23 protein-coding genes are annotated in these 22,242 nt (G+C 56.6%); 13 read left to right on the top strand and 10 right to left on the bottom strand.

Features of this window, described 5'->3' with window-relative positions:
* The first annotated feature begins 18 nt into the window (after window positions 1-18).
* From RAL88_RS12780 to RAL88_RS12750, 7 genes are all read left to right on the top strand, one after another.
* The gene (locus RAL88_RS12780) at window positions 19-1,290 is read left to right on the top strand and encodes a sugar ABC transporter substrate-binding protein (protein ID WP_306263918.1); all 1,272 of its coding nucleotides are present in this window, start codon (window positions 19-21) and stop codon (window positions 1,288-1,290) included.
* 123 nt (window positions 1,291-1,413) lie between these two features.
* A complete protein-coding gene (locus tag RAL88_RS12775) occupies window positions 1,414-2,322 on the top strand; it encodes a carbohydrate ABC transporter permease (RefSeq protein WP_306263916.1) in 909 nt (302 codons plus the stop codon).
* A gap of 11 nt (window positions 2,323-2,333) precedes the next feature.
* Window positions 2,334-3,164, top strand: coding sequence for a carbohydrate ABC transporter permease (locus RAL88_RS12770; RefSeq protein ID WP_306263914.1), 831 nt, complete (start codon window positions 2,334-2,336; stop codon window positions 3,162-3,164).
* A gap of 2 nt (window positions 3,165-3,166) precedes the next feature.
* Window positions 3,167-4,276 carry an ABC transporter ATP-binding protein gene (locus RAL88_RS12765; RefSeq protein ID WP_306263912.1) on the top strand — a complete coding sequence of 370 codons (1,110 nt, stop codon included), beginning with the start codon at window positions 3,167-3,169 and terminating at the stop codon, window positions 4,274-4,276.
* On the top strand, window positions 4,276-5,259 hold the full coding sequence (locus RAL88_RS12760; RefSeq protein ID WP_306263910.1) for an NAD(P)-dependent oxidoreductase: 984 nt from the start codon (window positions 4,276-4,278) through the stop codon (window positions 5,257-5,259). Before RAL88_RS12765 ends, RAL88_RS12760 begins: the two co-directional genes overlap by 1 nt.
* A complete protein-coding gene (locus RAL88_RS12755) occupies window positions 5,196-6,962 on the top strand; it encodes an SMP-30/gluconolactonase/LRE family protein (protein WP_306263908.1) in 1,767 nt (588 codons plus the stop codon). Before RAL88_RS12760 ends, RAL88_RS12755 begins: the two co-directional genes overlap by 64 nt.
* Window positions 6,963-6,965: 3 nt before the next feature.
* Complete coding sequence (locus tag RAL88_RS12750) at window positions 6,966-7,730, top strand: SDR family NAD(P)-dependent oxidoreductase (protein ID WP_306263907.1); 765 nt, start codon at window positions 6,966-6,968, stop codon at window positions 7,728-7,730.
* Between the two features lie 269 nt (window positions 7,731-7,999).
* Here RAL88_RS12750 and RAL88_RS12745 read toward each other — a convergent pair whose 3' ends face one another.
* Complete coding sequence (locus tag RAL88_RS12745) at window positions 8,000-8,992, bottom strand: aldo/keto reductase (protein ID WP_306263905.1); 993 nt, start codon at window positions 8,990-8,992, stop codon at window positions 8,000-8,002.
* Between the two features lie 416 nt (window positions 8,993-9,408).
* Between RAL88_RS12745 and RAL88_RS12740 the strand changes: the two genes are divergently transcribed.
* The 5 genes from RAL88_RS12740 (at window position 9,409) to RAL88_RS12720 (ending at window position 13,936) form a co-directional block, all read left to right on the top strand.
* A complete protein-coding gene (locus RAL88_RS12740; protein WP_371932180.1) occupies window positions 9,409-10,389 on the top strand; it encodes a DUF1402 family protein in 981 nt (326 codons plus the stop codon).
* Window positions 10,390-10,442: 53 nt separating this feature from the next.
* Window positions 10,443-11,996, top strand: a complete 1,554-nt coding sequence (locus RAL88_RS12735) for a sensor histidine kinase (RefSeq protein ID WP_306263901.1) — start codon at window positions 10,443-10,445, stop codon at window positions 11,994-11,996.
* Entirely contained in the window at window positions 11,993-12,604 is a 612-nt protein-coding gene (locus tag RAL88_RS12730) for a response regulator transcription factor (protein WP_306263899.1), read from the top strand. Before RAL88_RS12735 ends, RAL88_RS12730 begins: the two co-directional genes overlap by 4 nt.
* Window positions 12,605-12,704: 100 nt before the next feature.
* Window positions 12,705-13,187 (top strand): heme-binding protein, encoded by a 483-nt coding sequence (locus tag RAL88_RS12725; protein WP_306263897.1) that lies wholly within the window; start codon window positions 12,705-12,707, stop codon window positions 13,185-13,187.
* A gap of 56 nt (window positions 13,188-13,243) precedes the next feature.
* Window positions 13,244-13,936: an ankyrin repeat domain-containing protein gene (locus RAL88_RS12720; protein WP_306263895.1), complete on the top strand. Its 693-nt coding sequence runs from the start codon at window positions 13,244-13,246 to the stop codon at window positions 13,934-13,936.
* A gap of 6 nt (window positions 13,937-13,942) precedes the next feature.
* Here RAL88_RS12720 and RAL88_RS12715 read toward each other — a convergent pair whose 3' ends face one another.
* The gene (locus RAL88_RS12715) at window positions 13,943-14,722 is read right to left on the bottom strand and encodes an anti-sigma factor (RefSeq protein WP_306263894.1); all 780 of its coding nucleotides are present in this window, start codon (window positions 14,720-14,722) and stop codon (window positions 13,943-13,945) included.
* Complete coding sequence (locus RAL88_RS12710) at window positions 14,719-15,240, bottom strand: RNA polymerase sigma factor (protein ID WP_306263892.1); 522 nt, start codon at window positions 15,238-15,240, stop codon at window positions 14,719-14,721. The genes RAL88_RS12715 and RAL88_RS12710 overlap by 4 nt, the downstream gene beginning before the upstream one ends.
* Before the next feature lie 198 nt (window positions 15,241-15,438).
* On the opposite strand from RAL88_RS12710, the gene RAL88_RS12705 reads away from it, so the two are divergent.
* Window positions 15,439-15,843, top strand: a complete 405-nt coding sequence (locus tag RAL88_RS12705) for a hypothetical protein (protein WP_306263890.1) — start codon at window positions 15,439-15,441, stop codon at window positions 15,841-15,843.
* Between the two features lie 76 nt (window positions 15,844-15,919).
* Here the strand turns inward: RAL88_RS12705 and RAL88_RS12700 are convergent, their stop codons facing one another.
* The 7 genes from RAL88_RS12700 to lptC all read right to left on the bottom strand — a co-directional run bounded on the left by RAL88_RS12700 (window position 15,920) and on the right by lptC (window position 22,111).
* Complete coding sequence (locus RAL88_RS12700) at window positions 15,920-16,372, bottom strand: DUF302 domain-containing protein (RefSeq protein WP_306263888.1); 453 nt, start codon at window positions 16,370-16,372, stop codon at window positions 15,920-15,922.
* A 211-nt stretch (window positions 16,373-16,583) separates the two neighbouring features.
* Window positions 16,584-17,048: a PTS IIA-like nitrogen regulatory protein PtsN gene (ptsN, locus tag RAL88_RS12695; RefSeq protein ID WP_306263885.1), complete on the bottom strand. Its 465-nt coding sequence runs from the start codon at window positions 17,046-17,048 to the stop codon at window positions 16,584-16,586.
* A gap of 111 nt (window positions 17,049-17,159) precedes the next feature.
* On the bottom strand, window positions 17,160-17,729 hold the full coding sequence (gene hpf, locus RAL88_RS12690) for a ribosome hibernation-promoting factor, HPF/YfiA family (protein WP_306263883.1): 570 nt from the start codon (window positions 17,727-17,729) through the stop codon (window positions 17,160-17,162).
* A gap of 87 nt (window positions 17,730-17,816) precedes the next feature.
* On the bottom strand, window positions 17,817-19,379 hold the full coding sequence (rpoN, locus tag RAL88_RS12685; protein WP_306263881.1) for an RNA polymerase factor sigma-54: 1,563 nt from the start codon (window positions 19,377-19,379) through the stop codon (window positions 17,817-17,819).
* 99 nt (window positions 19,380-19,478) lie between these two features.
* Window positions 19,479-20,246 carry an LPS export ABC transporter ATP-binding protein gene (gene lptB, locus RAL88_RS12680; RefSeq protein ID WP_306269680.1) on the bottom strand — a complete coding sequence of 256 codons (768 nt, stop codon included), beginning with the start codon at window positions 20,244-20,246 and terminating at the stop codon, window positions 19,479-19,481.
* A gap of 523 nt (window positions 20,247-20,769) precedes the next feature.
* Window positions 20,770-21,360, bottom strand: a complete 591-nt coding sequence (gene lptA, locus RAL88_RS12675; RefSeq protein WP_306263879.1) for a lipopolysaccharide transport periplasmic protein LptA — start codon at window positions 21,358-21,360, stop codon at window positions 20,770-20,772.
* Window positions 21,361-21,370: 10 nt separating this feature from the next.
* The gene (lptC, locus tag RAL88_RS12670; RefSeq protein ID WP_306263877.1) at window positions 21,371-22,111 is read right to left on the bottom strand and encodes an LPS export ABC transporter periplasmic protein LptC; all 741 of its coding nucleotides are present in this window, start codon (window positions 22,109-22,111) and stop codon (window positions 21,371-21,373) included.
* Window positions 22,112-22,242: the final 131 nt, after the last annotated feature.

The raw sequence follows: 22,242 nt of genomic DNA, 5'->3' as shown, positions 1-22,242 counted from the left end.
CACCGAGGAGGAAAGACTATGAAAACCACATTGCAGAAAATGATGATTGCCGCGCTGGCCGCAGGACTGCTGTCGACCACAGCCATATCGGGCGCTGCGGCGCAAACCCTGCGTTTTGTGTCATGGCAGAATGATGATGGCGGCATGGGCGACTGGTGGAAGGCCGCGATCAGCAAGTTCGAAGCGGAACATCCCGGTGTCAATATCGAATTCACCAAAGTTGAACGCAAAGCCTATGCTGACACAATGACCACATTGTTTGCCGGCGGACAGCCGCCGCACATCGTCCATCTGGCATCCTTTGAGTACCAGAAGTTTGCCGAGAATGGCTGGATGGAAAATCTCGATCCCTGGCTGGCCAAAGACGGCATCGACATGACCGGGTGGGCCGGACAGAACACCTGTGTATGGAACGGTGATACCGCCTGCGTCATGATGCTCTATTTCGGCTTCATGATGGCCTATAACCCAGAGCTTCTGGAAGAAGCCGGCGTCGCGGTTCCGACCAATTACGATGAATTTCTGGCAGCGGCAAAGGCAACCACCAAGGACCTGAACGGCGATGGCATCACCGATCAGTATGGCACAGGCCATGAAACCAAGGGTGGTGCAGGCCAGTATCTGACAGAGATGCTGAACTACGTGCTGGATGCCGGTGCCTACTGGACCGATAAATCGGGTAACATCACAATCGATACGCCGGAGATGGTCGAAGGTCTCAGCCGCTGGAAGACAGTCATCAAATCCGGTGTCACACCGATTGATCTGTCGGCAGGCGATATCCGCAAGCTGTTTTCCGATGGTAAGATCGCGTTGCGTCTTGATGGCCCGTGGCTTTACGGCACGATGCAGCAAGGTGCAGCGGCAGACAAATTGAAGGTGGCAATGCCCCCGTTCAGCCCACCTGTCGGCGGCTCATCCAATGTGCTGGGCATGGCCAGTGAAATTTCCGATGAAGAAAAACAGCTGGTCTGGGACTTCATCAAAATCACCATGTCACCGGAGTTTCAGCGTGATTACGCCATCATCGCCGGTAACACACCGCCAAGTCCCGCCGCCGACGTCAGCGGCGTTGAAGCGGATGTGCCGCATTTCCAGCTTCTGATCGATTCGCAGAAGGCGGCGGCAGCGGCCGGTGTGGACCGGATTCCGACCGGACTTGAAATCCAGTATGGCGAATTCAGCAAAATGATTCAGGAAGAAGTTCAGCGGATGCTGATCGAAGATCTTGATCCGGCAGATGTGGTCAAAACCATGCAGGCCCGTGCTGAAGAAATCCAAAAGGGCTGACCTCCCCGGCCCGGCCGGCCCGTACCATTCGGGCCGGCCAATTCCGAGTTCACATGGCGGCCCGTACCATTCGGGCCGGCCATTTCCGAGCTCCCATGCAGGCGAACGCGACGAGGAACCGCCATGGCCATTTTCAAATCACTTGATCTCGCGCGTCCCAGCCGTCAGCATTTGTTGGGTTATATTCTGCTTGCTCCAGCCGTGCTTCTGGTCGGTGCAATTATCATCTATCCGCTTATCATTTCCATCGATCTGTCTTTTCAGGATGTAAAGCTGCCGCGTATCGGCGCAGCTCGCAAACCTTTCACGCTGGCAAATTATGAGAAATTGTTCACATCAGCGGAATTCTGGATGGCCTGCTGGACGACCATCAAGCTGGTCACAGCTGTCACCATCGGCAGCCTCGTTGTCGGTCTGTCCACAGCTCTGCTGGTCAACAATAATTTCAAGGGCCGGACATTGGCGCGCCTCGTTATGGCGCTGCCCTGGGCTGTGCCGGAAATTATCGCTGTTGTCATTTTCGCATGGATTTTCGACAGCTCATTCGGTTTCATGAGCTGGCTGTTTATCCAGCTCGGCTTTTCCGACACGATGATTGCCTGGGTCTCCACCCCCGGGCCGGCTTTCTGGGCGGTCACCATGACCATGATCTGGAAAGGCTTTCCCTTCGTCTCGATCATGACGCTTGCCGGCCTGCAATCCATTCCGGCGGATTATTACGCTGCCGCCAAAGTGGATGGTGCGAATGTATTTCAGCGCTTCCGCTGGATTACAATTCCATGCCTGATGCCGGTGTTGGGCGTGACACTGGTGCTCGTCATCCTCTGGGTTTTCCGAGATTTCTCGATCATCAAAGTTCTTACCGATGGCGGTCCCCTGAAGTCCACCCAGACACTGTCGATCATGACCTATGATCAGGCCTTCGGCTTTTTCAAATTCGGCTATGCCTCCGCCATCGGCATCATCACCCTGATCATATGCATCTTCGCCAGCCTCGCCATGCTCGGCCGTGGCTCCAAAGCAATGTATTAGGGGAGCTGGTCATGAAACGCACACCGCTTCAGACATTCGCGCTGTATGCCACGATCATCGTACTTGCCGGTGTCATCCTGTTCCCGATTTACTGGCTTTTCATTACCGCGCTTTCAACATCCGACGAGTTGTCAGGCCTGCCGCCAAGTTTCTGGCCCGAAGTGCCGCAGTGGCAGATTTTTGCCAAAGTCTGGGAGGAGCGGCCGATCGGCATCTGGCTGATCAACTCAACCCTGGCAGCACTTGGCTCAGTGGCCCTGTCAATGGTGGTCTCGGTGCTGGCCGGATACAGTCTGTCGCGCTTCCGGCTGCGCGGCGGCCAGTCAATGGGTCTGTTCATTCTGACCGCTAAAATGCTGCCCGCCACCCTGCTGGTCATTCCGCTGTTCGCAGTGTTCCGCAATCTCGGCATGATCGGCAGCCTGTGGACACTGGTGATTGCCCATTCGACATTGATCATTCCCTTCACCACATGGATGCTGAAAGGCTATTTCGACACGATACCCAGAGAGCTTGAACAGGCAGCCATGGTTGATGGATGTTCGCCGCTCGGCGCCATGTTCCGCGTGGTTCTGCCGATTTCAACTCCGGGACTTGCCGCGACATCATTATACGCATTCGTTCTCAGTTGGGCTGACTATGCCTATGCGCGGACGTTTCTGGCGAGCCGGCCGGACAGCTGGACGGCCAATCTTGGCATCACAACCATGCAGGGCGAGTACACCACCGACTGGAACGAAATTTCGGCGGCGGCGGTGTTCGTGGCGATCCCGATCATGCTCATCTACCTGTTCCTTGAACGCTATCTTGTCGGCGGCCTGACTGCTGGCGCGGAGAAATAATCTTGGCCAATATATCCATAAAAAATGTGCAAAAGAGCTATGGCGCGCTGAATGTCCTGAAGACATTTTCGCTGGAAATCGAGGATGGTGAATTCGTCGTTCTGGTCGGCCCGTCGGGCTGCGGCAAGTCGACAATGCTGAAAATTCTGGCAGGCCTGGAACCCGCCTCAGCCGGCAAGATCACGATTGGCGACAGGGATGTCACGGATCTGGCCCCCGGCGACCGCGATGTCGCAATGGTGTTTCAGAATTACGCGCTTTATCCTCATTTGAGCGTTGCGCAGAATATCGGATTTGGGCTCAAAATGCGCGGCATGCCGGCTGCCGAAATCAGCAAGCGCGTTGAAGAGGCAGGACGCACACTGGGTGTCTCCCATCTGCTCGAGCGCCGGCCCAAGGCGCTGTCCGGTGGTCAGCGTCAGCGTGTTGCCCTGGGCCGTGCCATCGTGCGCGAACCAAAAGCGTTTCTGATGGACGAGCCGCTGTCCAATCTCGATGCGAAATTGCGCGTTCATATGCGGGCCGAGATCAGCGCACTGCACAAGCGCGTCGGTGTCACAACGGTTTATGTCACGCATGATCAGGTGGAAGCCATGACGATGGCCGACCGGGTGGTCATCATGCGCGATGGTATCATACAACAGATCGCTGATCCCGATACGTTGTTCCAGCAGCCGGACAATCTGTTTGTGGCCGGTTTTATCGGCTCACCCGGCATGAACTTCCTGCAAAGCAAAATTGAGCAGACCAATGGCGGCAAGACCGTCAATATTCTGGGTGCGAATGCACCGGTGGATCACCTGCATACCGGCGGTGTCACCGATGTGATTGTCGGCCTTCGCCCGGAACATATCGAGCTTGGACAAGGCAAGGTAAACATCAGGGCCATTCCCGTTCTTGTGGAAAGTCTCGGTTCGGAAAAATATGTCTATTTCAGCGGCGGAGACCAGCAGGTGAGCCGCGGTGCCGAAACCGAAGAGGATAATACCAAAGGCCTGATCGCGCGCGTCAGTCATTCAGGGCGCATGGATGAAGGTGAGGAAATTGCACTCTCCTTTGATCCTGAAAATCTCTATCTGTTCGATGCCACAACTGAAGAAGCCCTGCGGTGATGAAAGTTCTGGTCACCGGCTCCTCCGGCCGGATCGGTTTAGCTGTGGTCGAGGCGCTGCTTGCGAAAGACCATACGGTTCGCGGCTTTGATCTGCGTGCTTCGGGCCGCTCCTCCAGCCATTATGACGAGGTCACCGGCTCGCTGGATGATGTGCGCGCTGTGGAAAACGCGGTTTCTCAGGTCGATGCTGTGCTGCATCTGGGCGCCTTCATGTCGTGGGCACCGCAGGACAAGGCGAAAATGTTCAGTGCCAATGTGGAAGGCACCCGTTTACTGGCCCATGCGGCCTCGGCCGCCGGGGTAAGGCGCTTTGTGTTTGCAAGTTCCGGCGAGGTTTATCCGGAAAATGCGCCGCTCAGCCTGCCTGTCACCGAGGATCAACCGCTCAATGCCAATTCGCCCTACGGCCTGACGAAACTGCTTGGCGAGGAGATTGTCAGATTCCATCAGCGCGCCGGAAAAATGCAAACCGTCATCCTGCGTTTTTCGCATACGCAGGACGCCAGCGAATTGCTGGATGAAAACAGTTTCTTCTCCGGACCGCGCTTCTTTCTGCGCCCGCGTATCAGACAGCAGGAAAATTTTGGCAATCACGCTGTGGCCGAAATCTTGCGGGTATTGGACACGGGCGAGCCGGCGCATATTCTGGCGCGCAACGAACATGGCCGGCCTTACCAGATGCACATCACCGATACGCGCGACATGGTGCAGGGGGTGTTGCTGGCTCTGCAGCATGAAGATGCTGCCGGACAAGTCTTTAATCTGGGCGCCACCGATCCGGTTGATTTTGAAGCGCTGCTTGTGCACATGTCCGACATAACGGGCCTGCCGATAATCATTGCTGATTTACCCGGCCAGGGCGTCTATTATCAGACCTCAAACGAGAAAATTCGTCGGATTTTGGGGTATCAACCGGTATGGACGATCGAGCGGATGGTCAAAGAGGCCGGCGAAGCCCGCAGGAGGCGCCGATCATCGTAAAACTCGAGGACAGGAAAGTCCCTGCTGGTGCAGCGGCCCTTGCCAAAGGGCTGCGCCTGCTTGACCTTGTGGCAGATGCCGAACAGCCGATGCGCTTTGCCGAGTTGATGCGGCTTTCGGACCTGCCGAAGCCGACTTTCGCGCGCATCCTGCGCACGCTGATTGCCTTTGGGCTGGTGCATCAGGACGAGGCGAAGGGCACTTACCGACTTGGTCCGCGTTTTCTGGAAATGACGCACCGGGTCTGGGATACGTTTGATCTGGCGACCTTCGCATTACCCGAGCTTGAGCGCCTGTCAAAAGAGCTTGGTGAAACGGTGGCGTTGTGTCGACTGGAAGGAAACACAGTGCTCTACCTGGAGGAGCGCTCCGGTGATGGACTGGGCGTGCGCGTCGATGTCGGCCGCCGTGTGCCGCTGCATGCCACCGCCGCCGGCAAGGTGCTGCTTGCATTCCAGGAGCCATCGATCGCCCGTGCTCTGCTGGACCAGATCAGCTATGAGGCATTTACCGACAAGACCATCACCGACCGCAAATTGTTTGAAGCTGACCTGACGCTGACACGGGCGCGGGGCTATTCGGTTTCGATTGAAGAACATCTGCACGGCGTGAGTTCTGTGGCGGCGATGATCGCGGGCAAAGACGGACTGCCCATTGGCGCGATTGTGGCGCTGGGGCCATCTTCGCGGCTGGGGGCGTCAGAGGTCCATCCGGTGGGCCGTGAACTGATTGCCGCCGCGCGGCACATCACCGGATCGGCCGGAGCCATCGCGCTGAGTTCGCGGCCAAGGCCGCGCAGCCGGTCTGTGCAACCTGTCGATGGGTTGGAATGTGTTCTGCCCTGGGGCGCGCAGCTTGGCGAAGCGCCGGTCTGGCATGAGGCGGAAAGCGCACTTTACTGGGTCGATATTCTGCATCCGGCGGTCTACCGGTTTTCACCCGACAAGGCGCAGAATGCGATTTGCCAGCCAGGCAAAATCGTCAGTGCAATTCTGCCGGCTTCAGGCGGCAGGCTTCTGGTCGCATCGCAGGATGGCATCGAGACGCTGGATTTTGCCACAGGTCAGACCCGCCCATTTGCCGATCCTGAAAAAGATATGCGTGATAACCGCCTGAATGATGCCAAGGTTGGACCCGGCGGCGCGATCTGGGTCGGCTCGATGCGGCTGGATGCGAGCAAGCCGACGGGGGCACTTTACCGCGTCACCGGTGACGGAAAAGTGGAGCAGAATGAGCGCGGCATCTCGGTCTCCAACGGAATGGGCTGGAGCCCGGATACCAAGGTTTTCTATTTTGTCGATACAGTTCCCGGACTGATCTACGCTTACGATGCGCAACCCGGCACAGGTAAAATCGCCAATCGGCGCGTCTTTGCTGCCATATCGGAAACTGAAGGGCGGCCCGGTGGTCTGACAATCGATGCTGAAGGCGGTGTGTGGTGCGCGATATGGGACGGTTGGCGCGTCAACCGCTATCTGCCGGACGGAACACTTGATCGAACAATTGATCTGCCGGTGCCGCGCCCAACAAGTGTTTGTTTTGGCGGGGCTGATCTGAAAACGCTGTACATTACCAGTGCCCGCACCCGTCTGCCGGCTTCCACACTGTCCGAAGCGCCCTTGTCGGGCGGGTTGTTTGCCTGCCAGCCGGGCGTGCAGGGCATCGCCTCCAATCTGTTTAAAATCAACGATGAAATGCTTTAAGCCATGTCGCTGCAATCCATATTCGGCCTAGAGGGGCGCACGGCGCTTGTCACCGGTTCCAGCCGGGGCATCGGCGCGGCCATTGCAAAAGGTCTGGCGGATGCCGGTGCCTCGGTCATTGTTCACGGGCAGAGCAAAGACGCCACCGCAGCGACCTGCGATGCCATCAGCGCCACAGGCGGAACGGCTTTCAGCATTGGTGCGGACCTTGCCGGTCCAAATGCAGGAAGCCATCTGATTGCACAGGCGCTTCACTTTACCGGCCGGCTTGATATCCTTGTGATCAATGCCTCTGCGCAGATCAATGCGACGCTTGATGACTTAACCAGCGAGGATCTGGAACTGCAGCTGGCGGTCAATCTGCGCTCAACCCTTGCCATGCTGCAGGCAGTCCTGCCGAAAATGGCGGCGCAAAAATGGGGTCGCGTGGTGAGTATCGGCTCGATCAACCAGTCTCGTCCCAAATCGATAGTCACCGCTTACGCTGCCACCAAAGCCGCGCAGCACAATATCATTCAAAGTCAGGCCCGGGACTTTGCCAAGCACAATGTATTGCTGAATACGCTGGCACCCGGTCTTATCGATACGGACCGCAATGCCGAGCGCAAGCAGGCTGATCCTGAAGCCTGGCAGCGCTACGCTGCCGGGCTGAACTGGATGGGCCGGGAGGGAACAGCTGAGGAAATGGTCGGAGCCGCGCTGTTCCTGGCTTCCGATGCATGCAGTTTCATGACCGGAGAAACTGTGGTTCTGTCCGGCGGCTATTGAGCCACTCTAGAGCGTTTCACGGTTACATTGAACCATTTGATGCTCCAGATCAGTTCATTGGCAAGGCAGTCAACGCAGTGCGATGCAGGGCATCGGGCAAGTTGGCTAACGCTGTCCGATGGGCTGATATGGAGCACCGAAGGCTAGTTTTGCACGCCTGCCGGACGTCGTTACACTCCGCTTGTGGTCATGAAGACCACGGCGCGAAGTGTGCCTAGCCGGCAAACGAGCAAAACCGGTCAAATGCTTCAATGTAACCGTGAAGCGCTCTAGCAATAGCCTTCCGGACCGAGCCACTGGGCACGGGTATAGCGGTCGCCATGGGCCCAGCCAACCGGCAGGAGGGTATCGATGCCGGTCATGATCTCGTCGGTCATGACGAAATCACTTGCTGCGGCGCACTCTGCCAGATGGGCAGCCGTACGGGTTCCCGGAATTGGAATAAGATGGTCGCCGCGCGCCAGACACCAGGCCAGCGCCAGAGTGATCGGACTGGTGCCAAGGTCCGCAGCAAAGCTTTTGAAGCCTTCGACGATCAGGGCATTATAGCTGAAATTCGGCTCAATAAAACGCGGAGTGCCGACACGGAAATCGGTAGCGCTGAACTGGTCCGGATCAAGCGTTTTGGCAGCAAATATGCCGCGGCCAACTGGTGAGAAGGGCACAAAGGCGACGCCAAGTTCGGCGCAGGTCTGCAACATGCCAAGATCCGGGTAGCGGGTCCACAGGGAATATTCGCTCTGTACTGCATCGACCGGACCAATGGCGCAGGCACGGCGCAGCGAGGCCGGGGAAATCTCCGAAAAGCCGATCCCGCCGATCTTGCCCTCAGCCTTGAAGCCGAGCAATGTTTCCATCACGTCTTCAATCTCCACATCCGGGTCGCGGCGGTGAATATAGTAGAGTGCGACATGCTCCAGCCCGAGCCGCTTGAGAGATTTCTCCAACTCACTGCGCAGATGCTCCGGCTTGTTGTTGAAGCCGCGTGTGCCGGTGTCAGGATTGCGCCAGATGGCGCCTTTGGTGGCAATGCTGAATTTGCCGGCATCGCCTTTCAGAAAGGACCCGATGATCGTTTCTGACAGGCCCATGCCATAGACATTTGCAGTATCGAGAAAATCAATGCCAAGATCGAGCGTGGCTGCCAGCGTGTTGTGCGAGGCGGCCTCGTCGGTCGGGCCGTAAAACCCGGCAAAACTCATACAGCCGAGGCCGATTTCCGACACCAGAGTGCCGTCGCTCAGAAGTTGACGCTGTTTCATGAAAAAGTCCTTTTTGCAGTCGATCGATCTGATTCGGGGGGCGGAAACCGTGCTCGAGCAGTGAACTTGCAACACGGTGTCCATTCGGTCCGGATCAAAAAGTCTGGAATGATCGGATGAACTTGTAAGAATGCACATCTGACCCTGTTGCGTCGAGCGGAAATGGAGCAAATATCAATCCCGACCAACGCGCATTGGGTCTTCGCGGCATAACCGGTGCTCGGGAGTGTGCGGGAACGGCGAATCGGACATTTCATTGGCAAGATGCCGATTTTTCCCAATCACGGATATGTTTAATTGGCACAGGCCACATGGTGGGATACAAGGCTGAACCCCTGTTCCTCACCCGGTCCGACCGGGTCACCATATCGCAGCTCCAACGCTGGAGCACATTTCTGACAACAAGCCACAACAAGATGACAACCATGATGCCATTTCGATTCCTTTCCGCTGTTCTGTCAGCGCTGATCGTGCTGATTCTGACGGCTGGAGCCTGGGCCCTGATTGCCGTTCCTGCCGGCAACCGCAATGCCACCCAGCCGGAGATACCCCACGATGCCATTGTCCGGACCCAACAGACCGGCGACACTTTCGAGGGCAAGTTTGAAAAGGTGTTGCGGCTGTTCCGGAATGACCCAAAGCTTGTCAGCAAAATCCGCAAGACGGCACAGCGCTACGATATAGATCCGGTCCACATGATCGGTGCCATTGTCGGAGAGCACACTTATAATGTGGATGCGGTAGACCAGTTGCAGTCCTATTACGTCAAGGCGCTGGCCTATGCGGAGACCCGCATCAGGTTTGAATATGAGGGCGAGGACGTTACCGAATTCATCACTCGCCCCGAATTTTCCGCCTGCCTCGGACTGACCGATTCCTACTCACTCTGGACCTGCCGGGAAGACGTGTTCAATGCCGTATTTCGCGGCCAGTCTGTTGACGGCAGAACCTATCCGGACCAGTCCTTCGGCAAAACCTTTTTTCAGCCGTTGTTTGCCGGTCAGACCTTTGGCCTTGGTCAGCTCAACCCGTTAACAGCGTTGATGATGACCGATATGGCAAGGTCTTTTGGCCGGCAACGCAAGCTTGACGTGCACAAGCCCAGCGATATCTATCAGACCATCATGGATCCAGATAAATCGCTGCACTATATGGCGGCGGTGTTGCGCAGTGCGATCGATGACTACCAGCAAATTGCCGGTTTTGATATTTCCAACAATCCCGGACTTACGTCCACCTTGTACAATCTTGGGGGAACCAGAGGACGGGCCGTGGCGCTTGCCCGTGAAAACCAGCGCCGCGAGGCGGCCGGCGAAAGTCTGAAATTGCCCGAAGAAAATTATTATGGCTGGCTCGTCAATGACCGCGTCGACACCTTGCGCGCATTGCTGAACTAGAAAGCGTTTTATTCATTCTTTGACTGCATCGGCAATTCCAATATGGTTCGCTGATGAATTTACCAGTGACATTTGCGGGAAAGAATATCCTCGCCAAAAACTGGCCCTTTTGGGGCTGGCTTGGCCTGCTGCTGGTGACAATTGCGGTTGTGTCATTGAATGAGAACCGGTTGCTGCGGAGCGAACTTGCCAGCGAAAGTGCCATTCTCCACCGGTTGGCCTCACAGCGGGCGGACCAGCATGACGCGCATCTGACGGCTCTGTCGGCGGTCGCGACCGCCGGCAATGATGTGCCGGGAGTTCTGTTTCTGGATGTTGCGAATACGATTTTGCGGTTTTATGACCGTATCATTTCGATAGATCTGGTGTCGCTGGAGACACCGAACGACACTTTGAGCACAGGCGGGGAAACCGCGCCGAAGATCGCCGCGCTGGTCGTGGATGCCGCAGCTTCATCGGATCGTGCGCTGAAATTACGCGCCAATCCGGTAAGTCCGGGCACTTACCTGCTGATCAAGCGCAGCCCAAATACGGACACACCGAGATACGGCCTGTCCCTGACCATTGACGGGCAGGCGCTGGTGGCAACGGATTCAACTTTCTGGGCTTCTCCTGCGGCGCGGTACAGCCTCAGCCTGCCGGATGGAACCCAGATTGCAGGCGCTCCGGTCGGTCCCGATCCAAGCTATTCAAAACGGCTTGGCAGCACATCCCAGCCGTTGTTGCTGGAAGCGGCGGTGACACCGTCATGGGCTGTGTTGTTTCCATGGAAGCCGATTGTCACCACCGTCATCGCGATGAGTTTGGCCTATTTGCTGATTCTGTTGATCCTGCGGCAGGTGCTGCGCACCCGGCAGGCGGAAAAAAGAGCGCAACTGAGCGAACAGGAAGCGCGTCTGGCGCATGCTTCGCGGGTCAACGCGCTGGGTGAAATGGCAAGCGGACTGGCCCATGAGCTGACCCAGCCCCTGACGGCCATTCTCAGCCAGTCGCAGGCCGGCAAGCATCTGCTGGCAAAAGGCGACATAAAGGCCGTAACATCAGTGCTCGAGGATACGATTGCCCAGGCCCGCAGAGGCTCCACGATTCTGGACAGAATGCGGCGCTGGACCAGACCGATGCCGGAGGTATCGACTGAAAGCTCTCTGGCGCAAGCCGCCAGAGATGTCGAAGCCCTGCTGTTGTCTGAAGCCAAGCGGCAGAATATCCGGCTGATCGTTGATCTTGCCGACGGCGTACCGCTGCTCGTCAGGGCTGATCCGGTGGAACTGGAGCAGGTCATTTTCAATCTGGTGCGCAATGGACTTGACGCAGTCGCCAATGTCGAAGCCGGATGTGTGGAAATCCGCAGCTATCAGCAATCCGGGCGGGCAATTCTTGAGGTACAGGACAATGGCGGCGGCGTCGCAGATGACATCAAGCCGCGGCTGTTCGATCCATTTGTTACAAACAAGCCGGCCGGCACGGGCCTCGGCCTGGCGCTTTGCCAGCGGCTGATGGAGCGGATGGGCGGTACGGTTGCGCTGGTGGAAACCCGGTCTGCAACGATCTTCCGTATCGAGCTGCCCCTGGCGGAGCCGCGATCCGTACAGGTTGCCGCCCAATGACATCACCTGTGTATCTGGTTGATGATGATGATGCGGTGCGCAAGGCACTGACTTTGCTGCTCGAAACCGTTGGTATACAGGTCACCGCGTTCCATACGCCGGAAATTTTTCTGCAGACCATTTCCAAACTCGATCCCGGTTGCCTGATCCTGGATATTCGCATGCCGATGGTCACCGGGCTGAAGCTGCAGCAACAGTTGAATGAGCGCGGCGTCAACTGGCCAACCATCATCATCAGCGGACATGGCGACATTGAAGCGTGCCGCCGCGCCTTCCAGAACGGTGCGATTGATTTTCTCAGCAAGCCGATTGACGAGCAGGATCTGATCGACGCCATTCAGAAAGGACTGGCGATGCTTGACCGGACTTTGCAACGCCAGTCCGAAACGGCCGAAACCATCGCATTGCTGAGCCATCTCAGCAAACGGGAATCCGAGGTTCTGGAGATGGTGGCGCGCGGTATCACGAGTGCGCAGATCGCCGACATCCTGTCACTGTCCCCGCGCACAGTGGAAAGCCACCGCGCCGCAATCGGGCATAAGCTGGGCACCACTTCGGCAGCGGAACAGGCACGGCTGTGGCAGGAAGGCAATGCCTCCTCTGCGTAGATATACGGATGCCGCCGGGAAGGTTACGAAGTGTGACTTGTGCCTGGCTGATTTAGGGTCTTCCCACCATTCAAACACTGGTCAACCACTGGAGATCGCAATGAAACCTACTTTGATTTTGCTGACATCAGCTTTTGTCTCAAGCGCCGCTTTGGCACAGGAACTGCCAACAGCGCCCTATCTGCCCCTCGACATGGCGCTGACGGCGGCTCAGAAAACCATCGAATCCTGTGCCGCTGACGGCTATAATGTCAGCGTCGCAATCGTCGCGCGCAGCGGCGAGACCAAAGTGTTGCTGCGCGCCGATAATGCCGGACCACACTCGATCGGCAGCAGCATCGGCAAAGGTTTCACTTCAGCAAGCATGGGCCGCGATACCGCAGGTCTGGCCGGATTCATCGGTGACAATCCGCAAAATGACGGTCTGCGCGACATGGATCCACGCCTCGTCATTCAAGCCGGCGGCCTGCCGATCAAATTCGGCGGCGCGCTGGTCGGCGGTATTGGTGTGGGCGGTGCCCCTTCCGGCGATCTGGATGCGGCCTGCGCCCGCGCCGGCCTTGATGCCATCGGCGCTGAATAATCGGACAGATTACCCGCTGCGTTTACCGCAGCGGGCCTTTCTGCAAGGAGCATGTGATGTTCAGAAAAATTATTGTGCTGCTCAGCATTTCGCTGGCAGGCGGGTCGCTGAGCGGCGGCGCTTCGGCACAAACGCCACCATCGGCAGCACAGATTAAGCAGTATACCGGTATACACCAAGCCGCATACGCGAATGATGTCGTCGAAATCGGGCGGCTTGCCAAAACCGGTGCAGACATCAACGCCCGCGATTCCTATCGCAGAACGCCGGCCCATGTTGCGGCCTTCGCGTCGAACGACAAGGCCCTGGCCGCCCTGGCTGACGCAGGTGCCGATTTGAACGCGCTGGAAGCTGGTCTTTATGATGTCGTCACCATTGCCGCCGTGGCGAATGATCCTGAGTTGATGTCACTGGCCATCCGGCGCGGCAATCGGGCTGATCTCACCACCAGTATTTATGATGGTACGGCGCTGATTGCCGCAGCGCATCTGGGTCATCAGGAAATTGTCCAGCGTTTGATCGACGCCGGTGCTCCACTGGATCATGTCAACAATCTGGGATGGACCGCGCTGATTGAAGCCGTCATTCTGGGCGATGGCGGACCGGACCACTTGGCCACGGTCAAAGCGCTGGTTGCAGCGGGAGCGGACCGCTCAATTGCCGACCGCAACGGCGTCACACCGCTGGCCCATGCGGAAAACCGCAACTATCAGGATATTGCCGCGATCATCCGCAACGGCAGCCAATAGAGCGCATTACTCGGCCAATTGGCTTTGCAGCAGATGCGCGACTTCCAGCAATTGAGCGCGTTCAACATCTCCGGTCAGGGCATAGGCAAAGCCGGTATCGCTCCAGAAAAACGCGTTTGACCCATCCTGACTTGCGAAGCGGAAGGACACTGTCTCGGCTTCGCTGGCGCGCAGATAGACCGTGACACGTGTCCCCTCCGGTGTCTGATACATCAGTTGCGCTGCCGGACTTTCCACCGAGGGCAAAAGCCGGCCGCCGATCAGCTCCAATCTTGCAATCCGAAGATCAGGCAGCTTGATGGGCCGTTTCAGCCGGTTGCTGAGCCAGGTCGCCAGATGCCCGCCGCGCGCCGCCTCTACTTCGACAGGATGGGCAACCTCGACAACAAACGTATCGTGAGCCGCCCTCGCCTCCATGGCAAAGCTCGATAAGGCTGCCGTCTGAGGCGGCTGGACTGTCGGCTTCAACTGCCACCCTGCCGTGCCGGCAAGGACAGCTATCCCTATGGCCGCCGCAATCTGGCTCAGGCCGCTCCACCGGGAAACTCCACGCCTGGGCTGAAGATTGCTGACATCAAGGCGGTCCGGCACCGGTCCAGACTGGATTTCGGCAAAAGCCGCTTTCATGTCCCGGTTCAGGTTGCTGTCTGCGATCACCCGCGCCCGCACCTCTGGATTGTGTTCGAGAAATTCGGCAATGCGCTCATGGCGTGCATCATCAAGTGCACCATCCACATAAAGCAACAGATCCTCTTCGCTGACCCGGGTCTCCACGATCTTTGTCATTGTACGGCCCTCAGTCGGGATTTTGGCCGCTCCGGCCCCGTTTCGCTGCGGGAAGCCCGTAATTTGCTGCGCGCCCTGCTCAACCGTGACATCACTGTGCCTTCCGGAACATCGAGAATATGCGCTGCCTCGCCATAGGTAAAACCCTCAACACCGATCAGCACAATCGCTTCGCGCTGATCAGCGGGTAAATTCAGGATCAGGCGCATAAGTTTCTGCAACTCGCTGTTATGGCTCTGCCGTTCCGCTTCAAAAGGCTCCTGAGCCATTTCATCGAGGATCAGGTGGTCGGTTTCGCGACGGCCTTTGCGCCAGGTGTCGATGTGAATGTTACGCATCATTCGAAACAGCCACGGCCGCAAGGGTGCAGAGGCCCGCTTGAAGCGCAATTTGCGCAAAGCGCGTTCCAGACAATCCTGGACCAGATCGTCAGCGCGCTGCTGGTTACCGGTCAGAGTGTACGCATAGCGCCGCAAGGCTGGCGTGACTTCTGTCAATTGATCGAATTTCCCGGGCATCCGGTTGGGTTCCTGATGATCTTAATTATAGACACGCGGCCGATATCGGATTTATTCCCTGAAAAATTATACTGCGTGACGGCGCGAATTGAAAATTCTTTCAAAAAAGATGGAAGTGTTTGCAGGCCGGCGACGTTGACTTGGCGAGACGCCTCAAACCGGCGCTCCCGATCAACTCTTTTGAATTGGACTGAAGCTATGAATACCAAATCAATAAAAGCCGCCGTTCTGATCTCCGCCACAATGATGGCCGGTTCGGCGTTTGCCGATGGAGATACTCTGTCTGTTTCCGGCCAGGATCTGGGTGTCAGCGTCACCATCGATTCCGTTGAGGCATCGGAAAACGGCTTTCTCGTAATCCATGATATTGTCGATGGAAAACCGGTTGCGCCATCTTCGATCGGACACACCTATATCACTGCTGGCAAACATGAAAACGTCCGTGTTGCGCTGGACAAAAAGCCTTCCGGCAAGGCCCTGGCGATGTTGCACAAGGACACTGGCAAACTCGGCGTCTATGAATTCGGTCCCGATAACACGAATGATGATCTGCCGGTTGTGGTGAATGACAAACCTGTCGTTCAACCGTTTGACATTAACTGATCCCGCAGTTTTTATACAAATGGCGCCGGCAAGACCGGCGCCATTTTATTAAAACTGCCGCCTGGTTGATCGGGCTCTATTGTGACGTGCTTACCGCGAAGTCGGTCAATTTGGACAGCGCGCCAGCCATCATATCCAGCGCCTCCAGATCGGCAGGCACATTGTGGTCCCCGGCAAAGGCTTGAGGATCACGATAGACCAGTGTGGTCGTACCAGCCGTATTTTCAAAGATCGCAACGCGAAGCGGCAGGTCAAGCCCGGAAGCAGGGTCTGCCTGCAAGACAGGAGTTCCGATTTTCGGATTGCCGAATACAAGCATCTGATTGGGTTTCAGATCAGCTCCGATTTGCTCCGCGCCCGCTGCATGGTCTACCCGGACAAATACCGTAGCTCCTGCATTTTCCACTGCCATCACCAGACGATCCATGGTGTCCGCTACTGAATGAGGGCTTGTCCTGGAAACAAGATCAGCCGCATTGGCCGAAACGGATGCGATGATGATCGCAAAGCCCAAAAGAACCGATTTCATAAATTTCTCCAAAGGTTGCACTTGCAAATTTTGCCCTTGACTTGATACGAGAGCCAGAGCGCACGGATTGTTGCGCCTGCCGTTTCCTGCGATATTTTGGATGAACGTTTCAAATCCGGGCGGACAAGTTGCAGTGTCAGCTGCAAAGGTGACCGTTTTGAGAAGACGACGTCCCGGTGCCCGAATTCGGACAAGCAGATGCTGCAGCAAATCAAGCGGCGTTGGAGGCGATGTCTTCGGTAAGGATGGCATACAGACCGGCAGAATCACGAGTTTCGCGCAGCTTGGCCGTGATATGATTGTTGCGGAATACTCTGGCGATGCGTGCCAGGGCTTTCAGATGGTCCGCGCCCGCGCCTTCGGATGCGAGCAGCAGAAAAATCAGATCGACCGGCTCACCGTCGAGTGATTCAAATTCGATTGGCGTTTCCAGACGGGCAAAAACACCGGTAATGCCGTCAAAGGTCACCAATTTGCCATGGGGAATGGCAATCCCGTGGCCAACACCAGTGGACCCCAGCCGTTCGCGCTGAAGCAGAGTGTCAAATATCTCGCGCTCGGGCACGCCGGTCAGAGACGCCGCCTTTTCGGCGAGTGCCTGGATGGCCTGTTTTTTGGATTGCACCTTCAACGTAGGTATTACTGCGTTGGGCGAAACCAGATCACTCAGATCCATCGCAAATATCCATCATTGGTTCAAATTTTTTGCGGCACGTGTCTCTGCTTCACAGACTGGCTGCTGTCAGCCAGTCTGTTCCGGGTTGCGATCGCGTCTAAACGACACCCATCAAACCTGCAATGATGGGTCAACCCAGCCAATATTGCCGTCGGCGCGACGGTAGACCACGTTTATGCCGCCATGTCCAGCATTTCGGAAAACCAGAATCGGCACATCTGTCATGTCCATTTCCATGACTGCATTTCCAACAGTGAATGAGGGCAGACTGGCTGCGGTTTCGGCAATGATCACCGGATTGAAATCTTCCGGCACCTCCTCATCGTCGAGGGGAGCGGCCAGAATATAGCTTGCCGCAATCATCGCATTTTCGCGGTTGGCACGGTGATGGTGATCTTTCAGTTTTCGCTTGTAACGACGCAGCTGTTTTTCCACCCGTTCGGCCGATTTTTCGAAACTTGCGCGGGGCTCATGAGCATTTCCCGAAGCCGAAAGATTGGCTCCCGTGCTCAGGTGAATAAGGCACTCTGAAGAAAACCCGTTGGGTTCCTTGGTCAGGGTGACATGTCCTGAAAATGTACCGTTGAAATATTTGTCTACTGCCTCGCCGATCCTGTTTTGAATTTCTTCCCGCAGACTGTCGCCCACATCCATGTTTTTTCCGGATATGCGAAGTTCCATAATTTGTCCTTTCAACTGCGTCCCGAGATGGGACCATTCGTCAATCTATAATTCCGGTCATAATTCCGGGCGCATGGCAGCGATGCATCAACCGTTTCGTCTGGTCTGTTCGACAGCCACCCGCTTTTCTCTGCGCCGTGCCACACTCGAGGGTATGCCAAGTGCTTCGCGATATTTTGCCACGGTTCGCCGGGCAATGTCGATGCCGGACGCCTTCAATTTTTCCACAAGCGCATCATCACTGAGGATTGCGCTGGCGATTTCCTGATTGATCAACTGCCGCATCCTGTGGCGAACCGATTCTCCGGAATGAACCTCACCATTAAGCCCGGCGATGGACGAGGAAAAGAAGAATTTCATTTCAAAAATGCCGCGCGGCGTGGAGATATATTTGCTGGAAGTGACCCGGCTGACTGTCGATTCATGCATGTCGATGGCATCTGCCACCTGTTTCAGCGTCATCGGCTTGAGATATTCGATCCCGTGAGTAAGGAATGCATCCTGCATGCGCACAATTTCTGTGGCGACCTTCAAAATACTGCGGGCTCTTTGGTCCAGTGCTTTGATCAACCCGCTGGCGGACTGCAGACTGGTGTTCAAAAAGGTCTTTTCATCCTGTTTGGCGTGTTTTGAAACGGTCTGATAATAAACTTCATTGAGCAACAGGCGGGGCAGCACATCGCTGTTCAGTTCAATATGCCAGCTGCCGTCAACGGCCTCTGATGCGCGCGGTCTCACCAGCACATCGGGCACCAGACTTTCCGGCTCCAATGTTTCAAACATTTCTCCGGGCTTGGGATTGAGCGAGCGGATACAGGCAATTTTCCGGCTGAGTGCCGCATCGGACAATCCGGTCAGACTTTGCAGGCCGGTAAAGTCCTGTTGTGCCAGCATTGCAAGATTGTCCAGAATTGTTGCCATTGCGGCATCCAGCATGCCCTGGTCCCTGAGTTGCAGTTCCAGACATTCTTTCAGACTGCGGGCGCCAATGCCGACCGGTTCACAGGCGTGTATCAGGGCAATTGCCGCCTCGATCATTGTCTCGTCGGTGGAAAACTGTTCGCAGATCGCAACACTGTCGAGTTGCAGATAACCGGCGCCGTCAAGCTGGCTGACGAGATACCGGCACAGTGCCCGTAATACCGGGTCCGTGGTCATCAGGAGCAGCTGATCTTCCAGGCGCGTGCGCAGGCTTGTGGTGCCAGCCAGCCTTGCGTCGAACGCCATATCCTCGCCAATCGCTCTGCCCAGCATGGACGGACCTTCCAGCGCCCGGTCGTAAGCGGATATTTGTGAGGGTGTCAGAGCCGTTTCATTGTCATCCTGATACAGATTGCTGTAATCGGAATCCGGCGGGCCGCTGAGATCGTTATTGGCTTCAGTCAGCTCTCTTGCGTGCCAGTCCTCGGATTCTGTTGGAGGCGGCGCGGCATCGTCCGTGTCGGTGTCTGCATCGCGTTCGAGCAGCGGATTGCGCTCCAACTCCTCGTCAACGTGTTTTAGGAGCTCCAGATGCGACATCTGCAACAGCTTGATCGCCTGCACGAGTTGTGGCGTCATCACCAGAGACTGGGACAGATTCTGCCGCAATCCGGGCGCAAGCTTCTGGCTCAACCCGCCAGCACCTGAAAATGAATTTGGCCCGGCCATCGGCTATGCGTTCCCTGAGGTCTGTGACAATGCGGACGTGTTCGTTCCAGTTGGGCCGCTGTCTTTCAAGTGCGACTCTATCGGAGCAGGCTGTTGTGTTCAAAGAGTAAATTGATCGCCAAGATAAACGCGCCGCACGTCTTCATTGCGCACGATATCATCCGGCGTGCCTTCCATCAGGACCTCGCCGGAGTGGATGATATAGGCCCGGTCGATCAGTCCCAGCGTTTCGCGCACATTATGATCGGTGATCAGGACACCAATTCCACGTGCAGTCAATTGCCGCACCAGTTGCTGGATGTCGCCGACGGCAATCGGATCAATCCCGGCAAACGGCTCATCCAGCAGCATAAAAGCCGGCCTGCTGGCCAGAGCACGGGCAATCTCGCAACGCCGCCGTTCCCCGCCTGAAAGCGCAATGCTTGGCGATTTGCGCAAATGTTCTATCCCGAATTCCTGCAACAGACGTTCCAGATCCTGCTTGCGCTGACGCCGGTCCGGCTCGACGATTTCCAGAACCGCCTTGATATTGTTTTCCACAGTCAGGCCACGAAAAATCGAGGTTTCCTGCGGCAGATACCCGACCCCGAGCCTTGCGCGTGAATACATCGGCAGAGAGGTGACATCAAATCCGTCAATGCGAATACCACCCTGATCGGGACGAATCAGCCCGGTAATCATGTAAAATACCGTGGTCTTGCCAGCTCCGTTCGGTCCAAGCAGTCCAACCGCTTCGCCCTGGCGGACCGCAAGTGTGACATCTCGGACCACGGGCCGGCGGCGGAAGCTCTTGGCGAGATTCTGGGCCACCAGCCAGCCATCTTCATCGCTGAACCGGGTGCCTTTCCGGGGCCGCTGACGCCGCAGTGCAGGCGCCGCGACCGCGCCTGTCACGCCGCCGCCGACACGGGACCGGGCGGCGTCTTCCCGATTATTTCGGGATTGAATCCGATCTGCTTCAGGAATGTGCTTGCGGTTGGGCTCGGCTGCCGGACGCTCGGTTCGAACGCGATCAGGGCCGGACTTGGCCGATTTTCGTTTGGGTCGCAGTGCCTTAAAGGGAGCCAGCACAGCCTTTGCGAGGTCTTTCAGCCGAAAGGAGCCGCGTTCGTTCCCGGACATCGCGCTGGCGCGACGCCTTTCATCCACCTCGTCATCATAAATCGAGCGCAACTGACCACGGTGCGGCTCATCACCTGCGATCACGACTTCATTCCAGGTGTCAGGTTCGGCAAAATCCGCAGAATTTTCGCGCGGCGAATCATGCCCACGGTTCGCTGGCCTGGAGGTTCTGAATTTTTTCACTGATGCGGCAACCCCGGAACATGATATGCGTGGTGTTCAATAGCCTGCTTCAAAAGCCATGTCGATGCGCGCGCGCCGACAGATGCTATTGCCTGCCTGGCAGGAACACACCCCGGACCCGGCCGCCAGACTTGTTATTTGGCGCCTCGACCCGGCTTTCTCCGGTTTTCAGATTGACGATCAGCCGCTGACCGCGCAGCTCATTGCTACCTTTTGTCAAAATGACATTGCCGGTCAGGGTCAGGATCTGGGTCGCCATCTGGAATGTGGCGAGATCGCCGCTTGCGGTCTGATCCAGATTGGTGACGCGAACCGGACCGCGCGCCTCGACTTTTGAAATCTGCTGATTGGTACCTGTGGCCCGGCCGGCATAATACACTGTGATGCTGCTGGCCCGCAGCGTTGTCGGACCCTGGACCAGACGCACATTGCCGCGGAACACTGCAGTCTTGTCGCGGTCCTGAACTTCCAGTTCATCGGCTTCAATTTCGATCGGATCTTTCGAGGAGGACGACAAGCCTGAAAAGGCGTCCGAGACGTCTTGCGCCATCGCTGGCCCAGCCACCGCAAATGCCACCAGCAAAGCCATAAGCAAGTGGGCAAAAGGCATCATAACAGCGCTTCGCAATCCCCGGCCGGAGGCCGGTGGCAGAAAATTGAATTTTTTCGGGATCATTAAGTCACCACTATTCCTCAAATATCAGCTTTGCATCTGATTCCGGCGGTACAATCGTCAGCCGGATGCCATTTGTAAACCGGATTCGCTTGCCGCTATTGTCAATAATCAGCTGATTGGCCTGCATAAAGCCGGTTTCGCTGCGCACTTCAACCGGCGAGCGGCTGATCAAGGTTCCGCTTTTCAGATCGACTTCAGCGTTTTGCAGCGTCACCTTGTAGCCTTCACTGGAATCGACCTTGATTGGCGAATTGATGCTGAGCGCAGCCGTGTTGTTGTTGTAAATTCCATCCTTGGAGCGCACATCCGCCCAAGTGCCATCATCGAGGGTTATCTTGGCAAACAGACCATTGAGGTTGATGAGGCCGGGAAGCAGAATCGACTGGGAGGCGCTGTCGGCTTTCACCTCGTAGGATTGGCCATCATCGCCGAAACCGCTGAGTTTCGGATTGTTCATCAGGATCGACGAACCGTTGAATGACAGCGTCATCCCGGGGTCGAGTTCAAAACCCTCCACTCCGATTTTCGGAATGAAGCTGGTAATGATGACCAGTGCCGCCACGGCGCCAACACCGAGAAGCGGCAGAAGCAGCCGCAAGACCTTGACCCACAGAGTGTGGCGGCGGATTTTTCTGAAGAATTTCGAGCGCTCGGACGGCTTCAGATTGTCGGAAACGCGCAGGTGATCGCGCGCAGGTGTCATGCCACCGGCGGTCAGAATTCTTGATCCGTTTGAAACAGTTTCACTCAACGGCCAGCAGACCCAGTTGTGTTTCGTCCATCGTCTCCACCGCAAGACCGGTCGTCAGACCATAAAGGCTTCCATTCACAATATCTATAAACCGGAAAGTTTTGGTGAGAGTATGTCGTATGGTGCGAGAA

Source organism: Pararhizobium sp. IMCC3301, from assembly GCF_030758315.1.
Classification (GTDB): Bacteria; Pseudomonadota; Alphaproteobacteria; order Rhizobiales.
This window is presented reverse-complemented; position numbering and strand designations above follow the sequence as displayed.